At 69.3% G+C, this 19997-nt stretch carries 16 protein-coding genes and 1 pseudogene; 6 read left to right on the top strand and 11 right to left on the bottom strand.

Annotated features, from left to right (window positions below; genetic code table 11):
- The 3 genes from ACWD35_RS36205 to dxr form a co-directional block, all read right to left on the bottom strand.
- Positions 1–311: flavodoxin-dependent (E)-4-hydroxy-3-methylbut-2-enyl-diphosphate synthase (locus ACWD35_RS36205; protein WP_451355607.1), on the bottom strand; the 311-nt coding region annotated here is incomplete at its 3' end.
- 169 nt (positions 312–480) lie between these two features.
- Positions 481–1785 (bottom strand): M50 family metallopeptidase, encoded by a 1305-nt coding sequence (locus ACWD35_RS36200; RefSeq protein WP_451355606.1) that lies wholly within the window; start codon positions 1783–1785, stop codon positions 481–483.
- The gene (gene dxr / locus ACWD35_RS36195) at positions 1782–3053 is read right to left on the bottom strand and encodes a 1-deoxy-D-xylulose-5-phosphate reductoisomerase (protein ID WP_451355605.1); all 1272 of its coding nucleotides are present in this window, start codon (positions 3051–3053) and stop codon (positions 1782–1784) included. The genes ACWD35_RS36200 and dxr overlap by 4 nt, the downstream gene beginning before the upstream one ends.
- Before the next feature lie 241 nt (positions 3054–3294).
- On the opposite strand from dxr, the gene ACWD35_RS36190 reads away from it, so the two are divergent.
- Both ACWD35_RS36190 and ACWD35_RS36185 read left to right on the top strand, forming a co-directional pair.
- On the top strand, positions 3295–3756 hold the full coding sequence (locus tag ACWD35_RS36190; RefSeq protein WP_451355604.1) for a lamin tail domain-containing protein: 462 nt from the start codon (positions 3295–3297) through the stop codon (positions 3754–3756).
- 133 nt (positions 3757–3889) lie between these two features.
- Positions 3890–4390 (top strand): hypothetical protein, encoded by a 501-nt coding sequence (locus tag ACWD35_RS36185; protein ID WP_451355603.1) that lies wholly within the window; start codon positions 3890–3892, stop codon positions 4388–4390.
- A 31-nt stretch (positions 4391–4421) separates the two neighbouring features.
- Here ACWD35_RS36185 and ACWD35_RS36180 read toward each other — a convergent pair whose 3' ends face one another.
- A complete protein-coding gene (locus tag ACWD35_RS36180) occupies positions 4422–6359 on the bottom strand; it encodes an acyl-CoA dehydrogenase family protein (protein ID WP_451355602.1) in 1938 nt (645 codons plus the stop codon).
- A gap of 252 nt (positions 6360–6611) precedes the next feature.
- A complete protein-coding gene (locus ACWD35_RS36175) occupies positions 6612–7979 on the bottom strand; it encodes a S53 family peptidase (RefSeq protein WP_451355601.1) in 1368 nt (455 codons plus the stop codon).
- A 233-nt stretch (positions 7980–8212) separates the two neighbouring features.
- Here ACWD35_RS36175 and ACWD35_RS36170 point away from each other — a divergent pair.
- A pseudogene (locus tag ACWD35_RS36170) lies at positions 8213–9013 on the top strand (integrase core domain-containing protein); the annotation flags it as partial.
- On the opposite strand, the gene ACWD35_RS36165 reads toward ACWD35_RS36170, so the two are convergent.
- The 6 genes from ACWD35_RS36165 to ACWD35_RS36140 all read right to left on the bottom strand — a co-directional run bounded on the left by ACWD35_RS36165 (position 9010) and on the right by ACWD35_RS36140 (position 16252).
- Positions 9010–9489 carry a hypothetical protein gene (locus ACWD35_RS36165; protein ID WP_451355600.1) on the bottom strand — a complete coding sequence of 160 codons (480 nt, stop codon included), beginning with the start codon at positions 9487–9489 and terminating at the stop codon, positions 9010–9012. The pseudogene ACWD35_RS36170 and the gene ACWD35_RS36165 overlap by 4 nt on opposite strands.
- A 90-nt stretch (positions 9490–9579) precedes the next feature.
- Entirely contained in the window at positions 9580–11766 is a 2187-nt protein-coding gene (locus ACWD35_RS36160; protein ID WP_451355599.1) for an MMPL family transporter, read from the bottom strand.
- A gap of 213 nt (positions 11767–11979) precedes the next feature.
- Positions 11980–12657 (bottom strand): response regulator, encoded by a 678-nt coding sequence (locus ACWD35_RS36155; protein WP_451355609.1) that lies wholly within the window; start codon positions 12655–12657, stop codon positions 11980–11982.
- A 32-nt stretch (positions 12658–12689) separates the two neighbouring features.
- Positions 12690–13910 carry a sensor histidine kinase gene (locus ACWD35_RS36150; RefSeq protein WP_451355598.1) on the bottom strand — a complete coding sequence of 407 codons (1221 nt, stop codon included), beginning with the start codon at positions 13908–13910 and terminating at the stop codon, positions 12690–12692.
- Positions 13904–14659: a class I SAM-dependent methyltransferase gene (locus ACWD35_RS36145; RefSeq protein ID WP_451355597.1), complete on the bottom strand. Its 756-nt coding sequence runs from the start codon at positions 14657–14659 to the stop codon at positions 13904–13906. The genes ACWD35_RS36150 and ACWD35_RS36145 overlap by 7 nt, the downstream gene beginning before the upstream one ends.
- A gap of 120 nt (positions 14660–14779) precedes the next feature.
- On the bottom strand, positions 14780–16252 hold the full coding sequence (locus tag ACWD35_RS36140; RefSeq protein ID WP_451355596.1) for an MFS transporter: 1473 nt from the start codon (positions 16250–16252) through the stop codon (positions 14780–14782).
- A 121-nt stretch (positions 16253–16373) separates the two neighbouring features.
- Between ACWD35_RS36140 and ACWD35_RS36135 the strand changes: the two genes are divergently transcribed.
- The 3 genes from ACWD35_RS36135 (at position 16374) to ACWD35_RS36125 (ending at position 19994) form a co-directional block, all read left to right on the top strand.
- Positions 16374–17006, top strand: coding sequence for a TetR/AcrR family transcriptional regulator C-terminal domain-containing protein (locus ACWD35_RS36135; protein ID WP_451355595.1), 633 nt, complete (start codon positions 16374–16376; stop codon positions 17004–17006).
- A gap of 1054 nt (positions 17007–18060) precedes the next feature.
- Positions 18061–18666, top strand: coding sequence for a response regulator transcription factor (locus ACWD35_RS36130; protein WP_451355594.1), 606 nt, complete (start codon positions 18061–18063; stop codon positions 18664–18666).
- Between the two features lie 44 nt (positions 18667–18710).
- Positions 18711–19994 (top strand): cation:proton antiporter, encoded by a 1284-nt coding sequence (locus tag ACWD35_RS36125; RefSeq protein WP_451355593.1) that lies wholly within the window; start codon positions 18711–18713, stop codon positions 19992–19994.
- Positions 19995–19997: the final 3 nt, after the last annotated feature.

The following is a 19997-nucleotide window of genomic DNA, read 5'->3' as shown; positions in this document are numbered from 1 at the left end:
AACACGTACTTCGGCTGGAAGTGGATGTCCGCGATCACCGGGATCTGCGACTTCTTGGCGATGGTCGCCAGAACGTCGGCGTCGTCCTGCGTCGGGCAGGCCACCCGCACGATCTGGCAGCCGGACGCGGTCAGCTCCGCGATCTGCTGCAGCGTCGCGCCGACGTCCGACGTACGCGTCGTGGTCATCGACTGGACCGAGACGGGCGCGTCTCCGCCGACCGCCACGCTTCCGACCTGGATCTGCCGGCTCTTGCGGCGCTCGGCGAGCTTGGTCGGAACGGACGGCATGCCGAGAGAAATCGCAGTCATCTGCTGTGCAACCCCAAGTCGTGGATCAAGGTCCGGCCCCATGAACGGCGGGCTCCAGGCTTCGAGATTACGACACCGCCCTGGGCCCGAGCACATCCCACCCGACAAAGCCACTCAATGGAAGGCGGCCCGGAACACAGAGTTCCGGGCCGCCTGGAACGTCGGATGGCTACGAGATTTTCACCGGGTTAACCAGGTCCGCGATCAGTACCAGGACGGTGAAGCAGACGAAGATCCCGGCCACCACGTACGCCACCGGCATCAGCTTGGCCACGTCGAACGGGCCGGGGTCCGGCCGGCGCAGCACCCTCGCCACCTGCCGCCGCAGCGACTCCCACAGGGCGCCGGCGATGTGGCCGCCGTCGAGCGGGAGCAGCGGGAGCATGTTGAACAGGAACAGGGAGAGGTTGAAGCCGGCGAGCACGAACACGAACATCGCCACCTGCTGAGAGGCGGGGATGTCCAGGGTGGCGATGTCACCGGTGATGCGGGCCGCGCCGACGATGCCCATCGGGGAGTCCGGCTGGCGCGGGGCGTCACCGAAGGTGGCGTCCCACAGGGCGGGGATCTTGCCGGGCAGGGCGACGAGGTTGTCGACGGCGTCGCCGACCCGGTCGGTCATCCAGGTCACGGACTCGCCGAAGCTCTGCTGGAAGACACCGGTGGCGGCACTGAAGCCGAGGAAGCCCGCCTTGACGTACTTGCCCTGGACGTAGGCGCCGCTGGAGTCCTTCTTGGTGACCTGGTTGGTGGCGATCTTCGCGTGCAGCGTGAGCGGCCGGCCGTGCCGCTCGACGACGATCGGGACGGTCTTCCCGGCGCTGTCACGGATGAGGTCGGACAGCGTGTTCCAGTCCTTGGTCGGCTTGCCGTCGAAGGAGACGATCTTGTCGCCCGCCTTCATTCCGGCGGCCTGGGCCGGGGAGGCCTGGTCGGACTTCTTGCAGCTGTCGCGGTTCTCGCTCTGCGCGATGACGCAGGGCGAGACCGAGGCGACCGTGGTGGTCTGCTGCTGGATGCCGAAGCCCATGAGGACGGTGAGGAACAGGCCGATCGCGAGGATCAGGTTCATGAACGGGCCCGCGAACATGACGATGACCCGCTTCCACGGCTTGCGCGTGTAGAACATGCGCGTCTCGTCGCCCGGCTTCAGCTCCTCGAAGGCCGCCGAGCGGGCGTCCTCGATCATGCCGCGCCACGGGGAGGTGGAGCGGGCGGAGACCCGGCCGTCGTCGTCCGGCGGGAACATGCCGATCATGCGGATGTAGCCGCCGAGCGGGACGGCCTTGATGCCGTACTCGGTGTCGCCCTTGGTGCGCGACCAGATGGTCGGTCCGAAGCCGACCATGTACTGCGGGACGCGGATGCCGAAGAGCTTGGCCGTCGACAGGTGCCCCAGCTCGTGCCACGCGATGGACACGAGCAGGCCTACTGCGAAGACCACTATCCCGAGGATGAACATCAAGGTCGTCATGCACGCGCCTCCGCGTTCGCCGTCCGGTGGGTCAGTTCACGGGCCCGGGCCCGTGCCCAGGTCTCCGCTTCGAGGACGTCCGACACGGTGAGTGAAGTTCCCGCGTCCGGGGTGCCGTGCTCGTCGACCACCCGGATGACGGTCTCCATGATGCCGTTGAAGGGCAGCGCGCCGCTGCGGAAGGCCTCGACGCACTCCTCGTTGGCGGCATTGAACACCGCCGGGGCGGTGCCCGCGAGCCGCCCCACGTGCCGGGCGAGGTTCACCGAGGGGAAGGCCTCGTTGTCGAGCGGGAAGAACTCCCAGGTGGAGGCCTTGCTCCAGTCGAAGGCGGGGGCGGCGTCCGGGATGCGCTCGGGCCAGCCCAGGCCGATGGCAATGGGCCCGCGCATGTCGGGGGGCGTCGCCTGGGCGATCGTGGAGCCGTCGGTGAACTCGACCATCGAGTGGACATACGACTGGGGATGCACGACCACCTCAATGCGGTCGAAGGGAATGTCGTAGAGGAGGTGCGCCTCGATGACCTCCAGCCCCTTGTTGACCAGCGTGGCGGAGTTGATCGTGATCACCGGGCCCATGGCCCAGGTGGGGTGCGCCAGGGCGTCCTCGACGGTGACGTGCGCCAGCTCCTGCTTCGTACGGCCGTGGAAGGGGCCGCCGGAGGCGGTGACGACCAGCTTGCGCACGTCCGCGCGGCTGCCGGCGGCGAGCGCCTGGAAGAGCGCCGCGTGCTCGGAGTCGACCGGGATGATCTGGCCGGGCTTGGCGAGCGCCTTGACCAGCGGGCCGCCGACGATCAGCGACTCCTTGTTGGCGAGCGCGAGGGTGTGGCCCGCCTTCAGGGCGGCGAGGGTGGGCGCGAGGCCGATGGAACCGGTGATGCCGTTGAGGACGGTGTGACAGTCCGAGGCGGCGACCTGGGTGGCCGCGTCCGCTCCGGCGAGGATCTCGGGCAGCGGCTCCCCGGTGCCGTACCGCTCGGCGAGCGCCTGGCGCAGCGCCGGTACGGCGTCCTCGCGGGCGACCGCGACGGTGCGGACGCGCAGCCGGTGCGCCTGCTCGGCGAGGAGGGCGACACGGGCGCCGTTCGCGGACAGGGCGGTGACCCGGAAGCGGTCGGGGTGGCGCAGGACCAGGTCGATGGCCTGGGTGCCGATGGACCCGGTGGAGCCGAGGATCACCACGTCCTTCGGGCCGTCTCCCGCGAAGGGGTCGTACACGAGGTGCGGGTCGGCGAGGGGTGCGGGACTGGCGGGACTGTCGGTCATCCCTCCATTGTGGCCGCTACCGCCGACGGCCAGGACAGGGCGTCCCTCGGGCGGGTGCGTTAACAGTTTTCGTCGCCGGATGGAGTGATTTTCCGGTTGTGGAGTCATGGTGAAGATCGTGTGATAACACTTCATTCCCTGGGCCGGTGGACGGCTGACTCGCACTGACCCGGACTGCCCCGGACCGACTCGGACCGGCTCGGGACCACTTCGCGGACGACATCCTTGGGGGGATCTCTCCATGCGTACTGCGCGCATACGCGCCGCCCTGCCCGCCGCCCTCGCGGGCGCGGCCCTGCTCACCGGCACCATGCTCAGCACCCCGGCCCAGGCGGCCGGCGGAGTGCAGATCTACCACGTCTGGTTCGACAGCCCGGGCGCGGACAACCGCTCGAACGGCAGCCTGAACGCCGAGTGGGTGCAGATCAAGAACACCAGCGGCTCGGCGATCTCGCTGGGCGGCTGGGTCCTGAAGGACGCCTCGAACCACCGGTACGTCTTCCCGAACGTCAGGATCGGCGCCGGGAAGTACATGAAGATCCACACCGGTATCGGCTCGGACACCGGGTCGGACAAGTACCAGGACCGCCGCGCCTACGTCTGGAACAACGACGCCGACACGGCCACACTGACCAAGGCGAACGGCACCAGGGTCGACTCCTGTTCCTGGACGACGCGGGATCCGAGCGACAAGTACTGCTGAAACGGTTTGTACTGCTGCCGTAACAACTCTTGCCGGGCCGCGGTAAATCGCGCGCGACCGGGTGTCGGGGATGGCATTCTTCCGGCTGTGGCCCGTCAGGTCGGGCCAGTGTCACAGGGGGAGTATTTCCACGATGCATCACAAGCGCGCGACCGCGGCCGTTCTGGCCACCGCAGGGCTCGTCACCGCCGCTCAACTCGGCCTCGCCGGCGCGGCGTCGGCGGCGACCGTGGCTCCGCAGAGCACGACCGTGGCTCCTCAGAGCACCGGCTGCCCGGTCAACCTCGTCTACCCGACCCGCTTCTACGTGAACTCGCACGGCTGGGTGACCAACGGCGGTCTGTACTTCGGGATCAAGAACACGAGCACGACCAAGTCGTTCAAGCGGGTCACGTTCACCGTCTCGGACGTCAGGAACATCCGCTACGGCTCGGCCACGCCCAAGGGCGGCCGGGTCACCAACAAGACGACGAAGACGGTGTCCGTGTACGCGGGGACCCTCAAGGCGAAGGCCAGCCTCGGGGTGAAGGTGCAGACGCACCTGCTCAACACCCACAACTACGCCGTGAAGTTCACCCTCCACGGCACGGGCTGGACCTGCGCCGTGAACCAGGGCACCTGGGGCAGCAACTGACCCCAAGTGCCCCTCGGCACACGGGAGTCGCCTAGCCGCCGAACGGGCGGCGGGCGTTCTCCCGGGTGGACGGTCCGGGGGTCGCATCCGCGATCCACGGGCCGTCCCCGGACGGGTCGACGATCCCGTCCTCCAGCCATTCGTAGTTCCCGGCGAGCACGCCCTTGACCACCTTCCGGTCCAGTTCATCGGTATTGGTCCACAGGCGCTCGAAGAGCTCCTCGACCCGGATACGGGCTTGGCGGCAGAAGGCGTCGGCGAGCTGGTAGGCCTCGCGGCCGTGCTCGCCCCGGCTGCGCAGCAGCTCGGCCCGCACACAGGCCGCGCTCATCGCGAACAGCTCCGCACCGATGTCCACGATCCGCCCCAGGAAGCCCTGCTTGGTCTCCATCCGGCCCTGCCAGCGGGACATGGCGTAGAAGGTGGACCGGGCCAGCTTGCGGGCGTGCCGCTCGACGTACCGCAGGTGTCCGGAGAGGTCGGTCTCGCGCTTGAACTCGCCGTATGACGACGGCAGTTGCCCGGGTCCCGCGACCAGCTTCGGCAGCCACTTGGCGTAGAAGACACCCGCGCTCGCGCCCGCCTTCGCCTTGTCCGACAGGGACTTGTCGGGGTCGATGAGGTCACCGGCGACCGAGAGGTGGGCGTCGACGGCCTCGCGGGCGATGAGGAGGTGCATGATCTCCGTCGAGCCCTCGAAGATGCGGTTGATGCGCAGATCCCGCAGGATCTGCTCGGCCGGGACGGCCCGCTCGCCGCGCGCCTTGAGCGACTCGGCGGTCTCGTAGCCCCGCCCGCCGCGGATCTGGACCAGCTCGTCGGCCATCAGCCAGGCCATCTCGGAGCCGTAGAGCTTGGCGAGGGCGGCCTCGATGCGGATGTCGTTGCGGTCCTCGTCGGCCATCTGGGAGGACAGGTCGAGGACGGCTTCGAGCGCGAAGGTGGTGGCCGCGATGAAGGAGATCTTCGAGCCCACCGCCTCGTGCAGGGCGACCGGCTTGCCCCACTGCTCCCGCTCCGCCGCCCACTGGCGGGCGATCTTCAGACACCACTTGCCGCTGCCCGCGCACATCGCGGGCAGCGACAGCCGGCCGGTGTTGAGGGTGGTGAGCGCGATCTTCAGGCCCGCGCCCTCGGGGCCGATCCGGTTGGCGGCCGGGACCCGGACCTGGTGGAAGCGGGTGACGCCGTTCTCGAGGCCGCGCAGGCCCATGAAGGCGTTGCGGTTCTCGACGGTGATCCCCTCGGCCGCGGCCTCCACCACGAAGGCGGTGATGCCGCCCTTGTGCCCCTCGGACTGCGGCACCCGGGCCATGACGACGAGCAGGTCGGCGACCACCCCGTTGGTGGTCCAGAGTTTCACCCCGTCGAGGACGTAGTCCTCGCCGTCGGGTACGGCCGTGGTGGCGAGGCGGGCCGGGTCCGAGCCGACGTCCGGCTCGGTGAGCAGGAAGGCGGAGATGTCGGTGCGGGCGCAGCGCGGCAGGAAGGTGTCCTTCTGCTCCTGCGTGCCGAACATCTTCAGCGGCTGCGGTACGCCGATCGACTGGTGCGCGGAGAGCAGGGCGCCGACCGCGGGGCTGGCGGAGCCGACCAGGGCCAGGGCCTTGTTGTAGTACAGCTGGGTGAGGCCGAGACCGCCGTACTTGGGGTCGATCTTCATGCCGAGCGCGCCGAGGTCCTTCAGGCCCGCGATGACCTCGTCCGGGATCCGCGCCTCGCGCTCGATGCGGGCGGGGTCGATCGTCGTCTCGCAGAAGTCGCGCAGCTTGGCGAGGAACTCCTCGCCGCGCCGTACGGCCTCGTCGTCGGGGAGCGGATGGGGGTGGACGAGGTCGAGCCGGAAGCGTCCGAGGAACAGTTCCTTGGCGAAGCTGGGCTTGCGCCAGTCCTGTTCCCGGGCGGCCTCCGCCACCTGGCGGGCTTCACGCTCGGTCACGGTGGTACGTGGGGTGGTGGGGGCGGACATGAGGCTCACCTCGCCGCGAAGAGGGATGATTAGGATCGTTACTCACTGACCAGTGCTACTGGATCGTTGGTACCCGAAACGGGCCGACCTCACCACCCCTCGCGCGTCCGTTCGGCCGATACGGTTCGTGCGACGCGGTCCGGCGTCGCCCGCAGGCCCGGAAAGACCCGCACGTGCGAAACGGCCCGGGTCCACCGGGACCCGGGCCGTTCCTTGCGGTGAGACGCGACCGCGGTCGTCAGACCCGGACCGTCAGCCGTGGCTCGCCTTCGCGAGGGCCGGCACGAGGCGCAGGGCGTCCAGCGTGCCCACGCCGGTGGCCATGTCGTAGCCGTTGACGGCCTTGTAGCCCTTCACGCCTTCGTAGCTGTTGTCCGTGCCGTCGTTGACGTCGACGATGCCCGGGTTCTTCTGCTTCAGAAGGGTGTACAGGGCCGCGTTGATGTTGCCCAGACGGTGACCGGCCGCCTGGTCGGCGAGGGCGACGATGCCCGAGAAGAGCGGGCTGGCCTCGCTGGTGCCGCCGGAGACGTCCCAGCCGGTGGCGGTCGGGTCGTAGCTGGAGTAGACCCAGGCACCGCCGTTGACCGCGGCGGCCATCGAGATGTCCGGGGTGCCGCGGCGGGTGCCGACGACGTTCTTCACACCGTCCTGGAACGACGGGCGGGTGAAGACGTGGGACTGACCGCCGCCGCCCGCGCCGTAGTCGTTGTAGACGCTGTCCGGCTTGACCCGCTCGCCCTTGTCGTTCAGGTGCAGCTGGGTGCCGCCGATGGAGGTGACCAACGGGTCGGACGACGGCCACGAGTTGACGCGCTTGTTGTAGTACGTCTTGCCGTCGGCCTTCATGTCGGTGGCGCCGCCGTCACCGGAGGAGGCGAGGACCGTCACGTGCTTGCGCTGCGCGTCCTCGAAGGCGTACCGCAGCTTCTTGATGCTGGTGAAGTCGCCCCTGCCGAAGCCCGGGAACGTGTTCTCGGTGGCGCCGAAGCTCTGGCTGATGACGTCGCCGACCCCGTGGTCGATCAGGTTCTTCTCGGCGGACATCATCTCCGGCAGACCGGTGGTGCCCTCGGTCTCGGAGACGGCCGTCTCCACCAGGACGATCTTCGCTCCCGGCGCGACGGCGTGGGCCATCTCGACGTCGAGCGTGGTCTCGCCGGCCCAGCCGGTCATGTCCGAGTTCTTGGGGTCGAAGGCGGGGACGTGACCCCACTTGACCACGTTGACCTTGGTGCTGGGCAGCCCGAACTGCTTGCTGTAGACGTCCAGGTCGTGCTGGACGGTCGGGGACCCGAACGAGTCGACGATGACGATCGTACGGCCCTTGCCCGTGATGCCCTTCTTGTACAGCGGGTTCAGGTTGTACGCGGTGCGGTACTGCAGCGGGGTGTAGCAGGCGATGTGCCACTTGGCCTGGCACTGCGCGATGGGGAGGGGGCTGGCCACGCCGTGGACCAGGTTGTGCCCCGCGACGGCCGGTACCGCGAAGGTGTGCGGTACGGCGGCGGGCGCGGCGGTGGTGGCGCCGGCCTGGGAGCTGACCGCCAGTGCGGCGGCGACGAGCGCGACGGTGGCGGCGGACGCCGCGACTCCGCGCCCGGTACGGGCTATGTGCATGTGGTCCCCTGAATGGTCCTGAGACGTCCTGAGTCGGACGTGGTGGTCAGGCGCATCCCATCGGGTGAGTCATGAACAGAACAAGACCACAGCAAGACCCTTGAACCGCCGATATCGAATCCTTTACCAGCGGGTGTCGGTGACGGTAAATCAGATCGCCCCACACAGAACGGCCGCAGCCCCCGCACAGTGGGCCCAACATCCCCGTGTTCCCACGGGAACACGGGCGAAGGAAGGTGTTTCCGGTGACGCCCGGGACTCTGCTCGCGTGGCACCGCGAGCGCGCTGAAAAGGCTGGTGCTGCGGCTGGCCAAGGAGAATCCGCGCTGGGGCTGCCGTCGGATCCAGGGCGAACTGGTCCGCCTCGGGCATCCGATCGGCACGACGACGGTCTGGGAGATCCTGACGGCGGCGGGCATCGATCCGGCCCCGCGCCGCGGTGGGCCGACGTGGCGCGAGTTCCTGACCGCACAGCCGAGGGTGTCATCGCCTGCGACTTCGTGCACATCGATCTGGTCGACCTGCGCCGGGTGTACGCGCTGGTCTTCCTCGAGCACGGCACACGCCGACTGCACATCACCGGAGTGACCGCCCACCCGACAGGTCCCTGGGCGGTGCAGCAGGCGAGAAACCTCGCCGTCGAGTTGGGCATCCGGCTCGACTCACTGCGCTTCCTGATCCGCGACCGGGACGCGAAGTACACCGCATCGTTCGACATGGTCTTCGAGGCTGAGGACATGGAGGTCATCAAAACGCCGCCCCGTGCTCCGCGAGCGAACGCCCACTGCGCACGAGTAATCGGCACCCTGCGGCGAGAAATCCTCGACCACCTGCTGATATGGAACGAGACCCACGCCCGGCAGGTCCCTGACGCCTACGCCCGGCACTACAGCCGTCATCGCCCGCACCAGGCTCGGAATCAGCTCCCTCCCCTCGCCCAGGAGCACCCAGTACCCAAAGCCGACCTGACCGCTCACCGGCTCCTCCGCGCGCGAGTGCTCGGCGGCGTCATCAATGAGACTCCGTGTCCCTAGGCGGACGGCGACGCGAACCGGCCCCGGTCGGCCTGCACCGCCCATCCGTGCACCACCAGGCGCTTCGCCTTGGCCCGCACCCCCTCGACCGCCGAGGCCGTCAGCTCTATTCCGAGCAGACGTGTCAACTCGCTGGCCTGCAATGGTACTTGTGAACCCTGAAGGATCTGCGCCAACTTCCGGTAGGTCCCCGGAAGCGCCGTCAGGTCCATGCCCGGCTCCCGGTCCGGCACCGTCACCCGGATCCCCCCGCCAGCCGCGCCGGCCGCCCGGGGCACCGCCGTGTCCCAGCGGTCGCCGTGCTCCGGCCGCAGCGTCCGCTGCTGCAGCGCCTCCCGCACGCTGACCAGCCGCGCCAACTCCCCCTCGACCTCCTTGAGAGCGACTGCCACCCGGGCCGCCTCGTACCGGAGCCGCTCGACCTCGCGCCGCGCCCAGCCCTCCAACTCCTCCACGAGCCCCAACATCGACGACATCAGCAACCTCCTAGAGCCCAAAAGGCCGACGGGGTGACCGGGATGGCCCGGTACCCCGTCGGCAACCGGATGGATGTGCGCCGGCTACGGTCAAACGAGCACGCGACCGGGCGCGGGGGTGAGCTCCTCCTCCTCGGCCGGCTCGATGGCCAGGTGCGGGAGGATGCGGTCCAGCCACTTCGGCAGCCACCAGTTGGCCTTGCCGCACATGTACATCACCGCCGGGACGAGCACCGTCCGCAGGACGAAGGCGTCCAGCGCCACGGCGGCCGCCAGGCCGACGCCGAACTCGGCGATGCCGCGCTGGCCGGTGAAGATGAAGGCGGTGAACACCGCGATCATGATCAGCGCCGCGGCGGTGATGACCCGCGCGGTGTGGGTCACGCCGGCCAACACCGACCGGGTGTTGTCACGGGTGTGCTGCCACTCCTCGGCCATCCGGCTGACCAGGAACACCTGGTAGTCCATGGACAGACCGAACAGGACGGCGAGCACCAGCTCCGGCAGGTAGCCCTCGATCGGGCTGGGCGAGCCGAGTCCGAACAGCTTGGTCCCCCAGCCCCACTGGAAGAAGGCGGTGAGGACACCGAACGAGGCCGCCGCCGACAGCAGGTTGAGCACCGCGGTGAACGCCGGGATGAGCAGGCTGCGGAAGGCGAGCACCAGGAGCAGGAAGCCGAAGCCCACGATGGTGAGGAGGAGCCAGGGCAGCTTGTCGGTGGTCACGGTCGCGAAGTCGATCATCGTGGCCGTGAGCCCGCCGATGTAGACGTGCAGCGTGGTGCCGTTGGTGTACTGCGGGATGACCGTGTTGCGAAGGTGGTTGATCAGGTTGGAGGTGGCCTTGTCCTCGGGCGCCGTGGTGGGGACGACCTGGGTGATCTCGATCGACGAACCGGCGCTCGGCGCGGTCTGCACGGCGGCCACCCCGGGCATGGTGGACAGGGTCTGGTCGAGCTTCTTGAGCGCGGCCTTGTCGGCCGGGCTCTCAGCCTGGGCGACGATCACCAGCGGGCCGTTGAAGCCGGCGCCGAAGCCCTTGGCCAGCATCTTGTACGACTTGTAAGTGTGCGTGGACGTCGGGTCGTTGGACGCGTCGGCGAAGCCGAGGCGCAGGTCGAAGACCGGAGCGGCCACCAGCAGCGCCACCGCGAGCCCCACGACGGTGAGCAGGGCGGGGAAGCGCGGCACGACGCGCGACCAACGCGCCGCCAGGCCGTTCTCGTCCCCGTTCCGGAGCGCCCCGCCGGCCTCCTTCAGCGCGCGGCGCTGCTTGCGGCTCATCACCCGCATGCCGAGCACGCCGAGCAGCGCGGGCAGCAGCGTGACGGCCGCGATCACGGTGCACACCACGGTGATCGCCGCCGGGACGGCCAGCCCGTCGATGAACGTCAGGTTGACGCTGAGCAGACCGAGCAGCGCGATGCACACCGTGCCACCCGCGAACAGGACCGCACGGCCGGAGGTGTTGACCGCCCGCGCGGTCGACTCCTCCGGTTCCATTCCGGCCTCGAGGTTGCGGCGGTGCCGGGTCACGATGAACAGGGCGTAGTCGACGCCGACGCCGAGGCCGATCAGCGCGCCGAGGATCGGCGCGATGCCGTTCACGGACATCATGTGGCTGAGCGGGGACACCAGCAGCAGGCCGGCGCCCATGCCCGCCACCGCGGTGACGATCGGCACCACCATGGCCAGCAGCGACCCGAAGGCGATCAGCAGGATCGCGGCGGCCGCGACGATGCCGATCAGCGAGGCGTTCGACGCCGGGGTCTCCTCGGCACCCGCGATGCCCTTGCCGCCGAGCTCGACCGCGAGGCCCGGCTGACGGGCCGCCACCGCGGCGTTGATCACCCGGTGGACGTCGCTCTTGTCCAGGTTGTCCGCCGCGTCGGTGAAGGTCACCGTGGCGTAGGCGGTGCGCTTGTCCGGGGCCACCTGGACCTCGCCGCCCGTCACGTACGGGCTGGCGACCGAGGCCACCTCGGGCATGTGCGACACCTGGGTGAGCATCGAGGAGATCCGCTGCTCGATGGCCGGGTCGGTGACGCTGCCCTGGCTCACCTGCCAGACGATCTGGTCGGCGTCACCCGACGCGGCCGGCGCGGACTTCTGCAGCAGTGCCTGGGCGCTGCCCGAACCCGTCCCCTGCAACGTGAGCGAGTTGTCGTAGTTCGTCTTCACTACCTGCGACAGCACCGTCAAGCCGAGCAGGAGCCCGACCCAGGCGATGATCACAACGAAGCGGTGCCGGTAGCACCAGCGTCCAAGGACTGACATGATCCTCCGTTCCTTTCAGTTCAATCCCATCGTCCGGATCCGCGCCGTCCAGGTCTCCGGCCCGCCGCAGTGACTGCCCGGGGCGCAACCACGCCATCTGGCGCGGTTCGCGGTTTCGCCTACTGCGATCGCAGTAGCCCGGGTGGGATGGGAAAGGACAAGGAAGAAGGCGGACTTCACCCCGCCGTCGCGGTCACATCGCGGCGGTGGGGCTCAGGGCCTGGGACGTGGCGCGTCCACCAGACCGGTCTGGTAGGCGAGCACGACGAGTTGTGCGCGGTCCCGCGCACCGAGTTTGGCCATCGCGTGGTTGGCGTGGGTCTTGACGGTCAGCGGGCTGAGCGTGAGCTGACTGGCGATCTCCGCGTTGGACATGCCGTCGGCGACCAGGGCCACCACCTGGCGTTCGCGTTCGGTGAGCGTGGCGACCAGCGGCGAGGGGCGGACCGGTTCGGTGTCGTGCAGCGTGAGGAACCTGCCGATGAGGCCCCGGGTCGCGGACGGCGAGAGCAGCGCCTCGCCCCGGGCCACCGTGCGGATCGCGTCGATGAGGACCTCGGGGCGCGCGCCCTTGCCGAGGAAGCCGCTGGCTCCCGAGCGCAGCGCCTCGAAGACGTAGTCGTCGACCTCGAACGTCGTCAGGATCAGCACCCGCACGCCGGCGAGGCTGTCGTCCGCCGCCATCCGCCTGGTCGCGGCCAGCCCGTCGAGGCCCGGCATCCGGATGTCCATCAGGACGACATCCGGACGGGTCTCATGGGCGACCCGGACCGCGTCGTGGCCGGTGGCCGCCTCGCCCACCACGGTCAGCCCCGGCGCACGGTCGATCACCAGCCGCAGGCCGGCCCGGACCAGGTCCTGGTCGTCGGCGATGACCACGCGGGTCGGCACCGCGGCGGCCGGAGCCGCCGGTGGAGTCGCGTTCACACGCCCTCGATTCCGGCTGCCCGCAACGGGAGTTCGGCGAACACGCGGTAGCCGCCCTCGGGCTTCGGTCCCACCGCCAGCTGTCCGCCGACCGCGGTCACCCGCTCCCGCATGCCCACCAGGCCGTGTCCTCCGACCGTGCCGACTCCGACGATGCCGCCCGCCATCCGCCGGCTCCCCCAGGGGACCGGCTTGCCCTCGTCCTCGACCGCGAGCCGCAGCGCCCCGGGCCCGTAGCCCAGCCGCACCACCGTGTTGACGCAGCCCGCGTGCTTACGGGTGTTGGTCAGCGACTCCTGGATGACCCGGTAGGCGGTCAGCTCCACGGCCTCGGGCAGCGGCCTGGCCTGGCCGGTCACCTCGCGGGTGACCTGAAGGCCCGCGCCGGTGAACGAGGCGATCAGGTCTTCGAGCCTGTCCAGACCCGGCACCGGCTCCGTCGGCTCGTCCGACTCGACCGTACCGGGCTGACGCAACAGCCCGACCGTCAGCCGCAGTTCCTCCAGGGCTTCGGCGCTGGCGTGCTGGATGTGCGCGATCGACTCCAGTGCCTGGGTCCGGTCCTCGTCCTCCAGCAGGCAGGCGAGCGCGCCGGCCTGGACGTTGATCAGCGCGACATGGTGGCCCACCGCATCATGCAACTCCCGTGCGATCCGCAGCCGTTCCTCCGCCACCCGGCGGTTCGCCTCGCCCTCCCTGGCCTGTTCGGCGCGCTTGGCGCGCTCCTCGGCCTCGGCGACATAGGCGCGGTGGCTGCGTGCGGCGAGACCGGTACTGACGGCCAGCGCCGCCCACAGCACGATGACCACGCCCGTGATGCCGGGGTGGGTGATGAGCGAAGCGACGAGCAGCGTCGTCTTGACGGTGACGCCGACCGCGAGCGCCCGGCCCGGCGAGGACTCCAGCGCCACCCAGTACAGCGTGCAGAAGACCGCGAGCAGGGTCAGCGGATAGACCATCCCGTCGGCCATCAGCGCGACCGACCCGATGACCGTGACCGCGACCGTGCCGAGCGGGTACCGCCGGCGCACCGCCAGGGCCGCGTAGACCACGACGGAGACCGGCCAGCTGAGCGGCTGGTGCGAACCAAGCACCTGCACGGCCGCTGGGACGGTCGCCACCATGAACAGCACCATCGACGCCAACGACGAGAGCAGCAGGACCAGTTGCTGCTTCACCACCAGCCTGTTCCAGGGAATCACCGCGGTGGTCAGCACGATTGCTCCTCCATCGGCCAGGGTTCCTTGACCACGTGCAGCAGCACGACGCTGAACCACGGGCCGCCGTACCAGTACTGCGCCCCGAGCGGTCGCGGCGTGCCCTGCCCGAGGCGTCGCGCGTACTGCTTCGCGGCCCACCAGAAGTCGGCGATGACCAGCTGCCCACCGGGGCGCAACACCCGCATCGCCTCGTCGACCGCACGGTCACGGCCTTCGCGCGAATGGATGTTGTGGATCGCCACCGCACTGGTCACCACGTCGAACGAGTTGTCCGGGAACGGGAGTCGGGTCATGTCCGCGGTGTGAACCTCGACCCTGTCGGCGGCTCCGGCCGCGGCGGCGTTGGCGAGCGTGGCGGCGCGGCTGTTGCCGCTCTGGTCCTTCGACCAGAGATCCGCACCGTCGGCCTGCCCGTCCGGCAGTCGCCGCGCAGCCTCGATCAGCACCGCGCCGCGACCGCACCCCAGATCCAGCAGCCGCTCGTCGCCGTTCAGCCCGATCCGATCCAACTCCCGTTCCCAGACGCGCAGTTTGCCGCGCAAGGTGGTGTGGAGGTAGATACCGGCGGAGGCGAGCAGTGCCGTCCCGAGGACCGCGTTCGTGCCCCGGCCACGGCGCCACCGGGCGGCGGCCAGGCAGCACGCCACCCCTGCGACGCCCTTGGCCGCCAGGAAACCCGGCGCGTCGACCCCGTACCGGGGCCGGCGCAGCAGCGGCGACGTGGAGCCGTTGAGTTTCTTGGACACCGCCACAGCGTCACAAGAGCAACTTCCCGGCGTCTTGAAGAAATGTTCCCCTCGCCCCTCCTTCGGCGCGGCGGTGCCGCCCGGCGCGGGCCGGACGGCACCCCCCGCGGAACCGTTCGGTCAGTGCCCTGCCGGCTGACCGGCGGGCACCTCGTCGGCCACCTGCTTGGCCGGGCCCGTGGCGGTCAGCGCCAGCGCGGCCAGTGCGGCGACGAGCATGATGCCCGCGTTCACCAGGAACGCGACGCGGTAGCCCTGGACCAGCGCGTCGAGGTGAGCGGGGTGACCGCTCGCGTGGCTGGTCACGGTGGACGCGATGGTCACCAGCACCGCGAGACCGACGGCCCCGCCGATCTGGCGGGAGGTGTTGAGCAGCCCCGAGGCGGCACCGGCGTTCTTCGGCTCAACACCGGCGGTTCCGCTGACGGTGGCGGCCAGGAGCATCAGGCTGGTGCCGAACCCGCCGATCAGGTTCGGGGCGAGGATGTGGGTCGGGTAGTCGGAGTGCGTGGAGATGGTGGCGAGCAGGGCGATGCCCACCGCGGAGAGGACGCCGCCGACCAGCAGCAGCGGCCGGGGGCCGACCGAGGGCAGGAGCTTGCGGGAGGTCAGGCCGCCCGCGATGAAGACCACGGTGACGGGCAGCATCGCCATGCCGGTGCGCAGCGCGCTGTAGCCGAGGACCTGCTGGCAGTAGATCGACAGGAAGAAGAACAGCGCCGTCAGCGTCACGCCCAGGCAGAACAAGATCAGGTTGGCGATCCGCAGGTTCCGCAGCCGGACCAGGTCCAGCGGGATGAGCGGGTGGGTGCTCTTGGCCTCGGCGACCAGGAAGGCACCGAGCAGCACAGCGGCCAGGACCAGCGACAGCACGACGCTCGCCGAACCCCAGCCCTTGTTGGAGGCCTCCGAGAGCCCGAAGGTGAGCGCCCCGATCCCGAGGGTGACGCACAGGGCTCCGGGCAGGTCCAGCCGGGTCCGCTCGCCGGCGGCGACGGGGAGCACCAGTCGCGCCGCGATGACCAGCAGCACGATGCCCGGCAGGACGTTGACGAACAGGATCCAGCGCCAGCTCAGTTCGGCGGTGAGCACGCCGCCGAGGACCACGCCGGCCAGACCCGCGATCCCGCCCATCATGCTCCACAGCGACAGGGCGCGCCCGCGCTCGTGCTCGTCGGTGTGGGTGGCGGTGATGAGGCTCAGGCTGGTCGGGGCCAGGGCGGCGGCACCGGCGCCCTGGGCGATCCGGGCGGTGATCAGGACCGCCGGGTTGGGCGCCAGGCCGCCGATCAGGCTGGCGACGGTGAAGAGCGCCGCCCCGAACAGGAACACCTGCCGGTGCCCGAAGAGGTCGCCGGCCCGCGCCGCCAGGAGCAGGAAGCCACCCAGGGTGATCAGGTAACCGCTGACCACCCACTGCTGCTGACTGGTCGACAGCCCCAGCTGAGTCCGCATGTCCGGCAGGGCCACCGTGACGATGGTGGCATCGAGCACGACCATGAACAGGGCAAGACAGGACATGGTCACGATCACGCCGAGTGGCACATTCGGCCGGAGAGCTTGGGGCGTGGACGCGACTCGGGCCTCGGACATGACGTCTCCTCAGTGGCCAATCACGAGTGAACAGCGTTCACCAGTGAACGCTGTTCACTCGTGAACGGCGTTCACGGTAACCTGGAAGCCTGGGGGTGTCAATCAAGCTGAAGGAGAGTCAATGCGGCTGCGCAAAACCGACATTGTCGACGAGGCGCTGCGCTTCCTCGACGCCGAGGGCCTGGACCAACTCACCATGCGCAAGCTCGGCGCGGCACTCAACGTGCAGGGCGGCGCCCTCTACCGGCACTTCCCGAACAAGGAGGCCCTGCTCGACGCGGTGGCCGACAAGGTCATCGAGGGAGTCGGCGACGGGCTGCCCGACGCCCCCTGGCCCGAGCAGATCCACATCCTGGGCAGCCGGCTGCGCGCGGCCATGTTCAGCCACCGGGACGGCGCCCGCGTGGTGGCCGGCACCTTCGCCCCCGGAGCGAACACCATCATGAGCTCGGACGTGGCCGTCCAGGTGCTCTGCCGGGCCGGCCTGCCGCCCGCCCAGGCGGGCTGGATCGCCTTCGCACTCTTCTACTACGTCCTCGGACACACCATCGAGGAGCAGGCCCAGCTCCAGCTGCCGACCGACCGCGACTGGCGGATCCGCACCGAGCGGCTCAACGTCGACGTGTCGCCCCAGTACGCGGCCGCACTCGACGCGCTGGCGGACGCGGACCCGGCCGAGCGGTTCGACTTCGGGCTGGGCCTCTTCGTCGAGGGGCTCCGCCAACTCCCGGGGGTCCAGCCGGCGCAGGACTGACCGACTCCCTCCAACCCCTCGGCAACCAGTGGAGGCAATTCCAACGCATCCCAACCCTCGACGCTGAGAGCGTATTTGAAGTCAGTGAGGATCGTTTCACCCTGGTGGGGCCATCCACTGGCACTCGTGCGCGCGGTGCTGCGGCATGCCCCAGCCCGGTCGGAACGGGGCGCCGCCGGCAGCAGGCGGTCCGGTCCGGGCGCGAGCGTGCTCAACGATCAACCGCCAACCAGCCCAACGGAGCTGACTGACACTCAGCGCCAAGCTGAATGACAGGCCACCACCAGACGACACTTGCCCGGCCAACCGCGGCGATCCCAACCCTCCGGGGGCACTTGGAGAGTCGAGCTTTGAGGTTGCTAGAATCTTTCACTCTACATCACACTGGCCTGCTGACGGGGTAGTTGGCGACGGGGGACCGACGCTGCCATCGACTCCGACGGCCCGCTGGACAGCCCACCAGCTGGGCCTACGACCGCGTCGGCCAGGCACCGACCGGCCGCCGCACGGCACTGGATCTTGACCCGCCATATCAGCGTGGCTATGTTATGTTCGATTTTGCGCCGGTGCGGCGGAGTCGGACGATTCGACCGAGTGACACCACGACGAGACCGCGGAGCACGCGATCCGGCCAGGATCCCGCAAGTCTCGGTGATCACGATGACCGCTCCATGCGAACCATCACAAGATCCCAACTTTTGCTCAGAACCAACTCAAACCCCACACATTTGAGTTGGGTGAGTCGGTCGGCTCCACCCGGCAGACCCACACCACCGGCAGACCACTCGACGGAGCCGTCAGGAGGCCCCCGGCAGAGTCCAGCCGCAAGCAAGCGCTTTTGATCGTCATATAACGTGCGAGACGGGGGAGTTGAGCACAGAGTGGTCTCAGATCAGACGTGCGTTCTACGCGTGTTCACGCGGGCATTAGCGAGTGGGCGTGGTCCAGTGACCCGCGCGACCGGGATCATGTTCCGAGAACCGGAACGCTGGTGCCACGTTCGACCATACCCCTTCTCGCACTACCTCAAGCATTCTCATTCCAGGGGGATTCGATGAGAATCGAAGTGATGGTCTCCGACGACTTGCTGCTGTCCCGGAGCGCGCTCGCCGCACTGATCGAGAAGCGTGAGGAGATCCTCGTCGTCGGGGCGGTCGGCGGCGATGCCGACGCGCTGGAATTCGCCGAGATCCATCGGCCGGATATCGCGATCATCAGCTTCGACGGCGTCGACAGCAATGCGATCACCGTCGCCGAGAAGATATCGAGTCTTCCGGAATGCCGGAGCCTGCTCCTGGCCGAGCGCTTCACCCGGTCGATCGTCCGCCAGTCCTTCTCCGCCGGGGTCGACGGCATGCTGCAGCGGAGCGTGCCGCCGAACTGGTTCTTCGAGGCCCTGCACCGGCTCTACCAGGGCGAACGCGTCTTCGACGCGGACCTGACGGTCGCCGCCCTGGCCAATGCGGGCTGCCCGCTCAGTTCACGCCAGCTCGCGGTGCTGGAGCGCCTCTCCTACGGGGACACCACCGTCGAGATCGCGGCCCGACTGCACCTCTCCGAAGGGACCGTGCGCAACTACCTCTCATCACTGGTGACGAAGCTCGGTGCCCGGAACCGCATCGACGCATTACGGATCGCCCGAGACGCACGCTGGCTCTGAACGTCGAACTCGCCTAATTCATCAACCTTGTGGGGGCATGGTAAATGAACACGGATGTGGTGACGGCCGATGTCGTCGGGGACATCGCCGTGGTGCTCGGGGCGTCGAGCCTGCTCGGCGCCGTCGCGCGCCGGCTCGGACAGCCGACCGTGATCGGCCAGATCGCCGCCGGCATCATCCTCGGACCGAGCCTGCTCGGCAGGATTCCGGGCGATCCGACGGCCCACCTCTTCACGGCCAAGGCGGTGCCCTTCATCTCCGTCATCGCCCAGATCGCCGTCGTCATCTTCATGTTCGGCGTGGGCTACGAGATCGACCTCAGATCCGTCCGAAGATTCCGCAAACCGGTCGCCCTCATCTCCGTGGGGGCGATGCTCGTTCCGCTGGTCCTCGGTGCCGGCATCGCCTTAACGGTGCAGCACTCCGGCGCCTTCGCCGGCCAGCACGCCAGCGGCCGTTCGTTCGTGCTCTTCTTCGGCGTCGCGACGTCGATCACCGCGCTCCCGGTGCTCGCGGCGATCATCCGGGAACGGGGGCTCGCCGGGACCCCGGTGGGTGACATCGCCACGGCGGCCGCCGGGTTCATGGACGTGTCCGCCTGGCTCGTGCTCGCCGCCGCCCTCATCGGCACCAAGGCGGGCGGGAGCAGGCCGTGGCTGGAGACGCTGCTGCTCCTCGCCTGCTTCCTGGCCGTGATGGCCTTCGTGGTCCGCCCGGTGCTCGGCTGGTGGATCCGACGCGCGAACACCGTGGTGTCGAGCCAGGTTCCGATCGCCCTGGTGCTCGCGACGGCGGGCGCGTGGGTCACCGCCACCCTCGGCCTGCACCCGATCTTCGGCGCCTTCGTGGCCGGACTCGTGATGCCCAAGCCGGACGGCGCGCCGGACGCGGACGTGCTGCGCTCGACGGACCAGGCGGCCGGACTGCTGCTGCCCCTGTTCTTCGTCGTCACCGGGCTGACCACCAACATCGGCGCGCTGAGCGGTCCCGACCTGCTGCTGCTCGTGGTGGCCCTGGTCTGCGGGATCAGCGGGAAGGCCGTCACCGGCTACGCGATGGCACGGCTCGGCGGTCTCGACACCCGGCAGTCGGCCCTGATCGGCGCGCTGGTGAACACCCGCGGACTGACCGAACTCATCGCGCTGAACATGGGGTTCAGCGCCGGCATCATCGACGGGAAGCTGTTCACGGTGCTGGTTCTGCTGGCTCTGATCACCACCGGGATCACCGGGCCGCTCATCGCCGCGATTGACCGCAGGAGCCCGGCCCTCCCGGTGCCCCACCCCCTGGGCGCGGCCTCGGTCGCCGAGGCCCCGGACTACTCCTGACCT

The organism is Streptomyces sp. NPDC002671, from assembly GCF_053592475.1.
The sequence above is the reverse complement of the archived record's forward strand: the minus strand, read 5'-3'. Positions and strand labels throughout refer to the sequence as shown.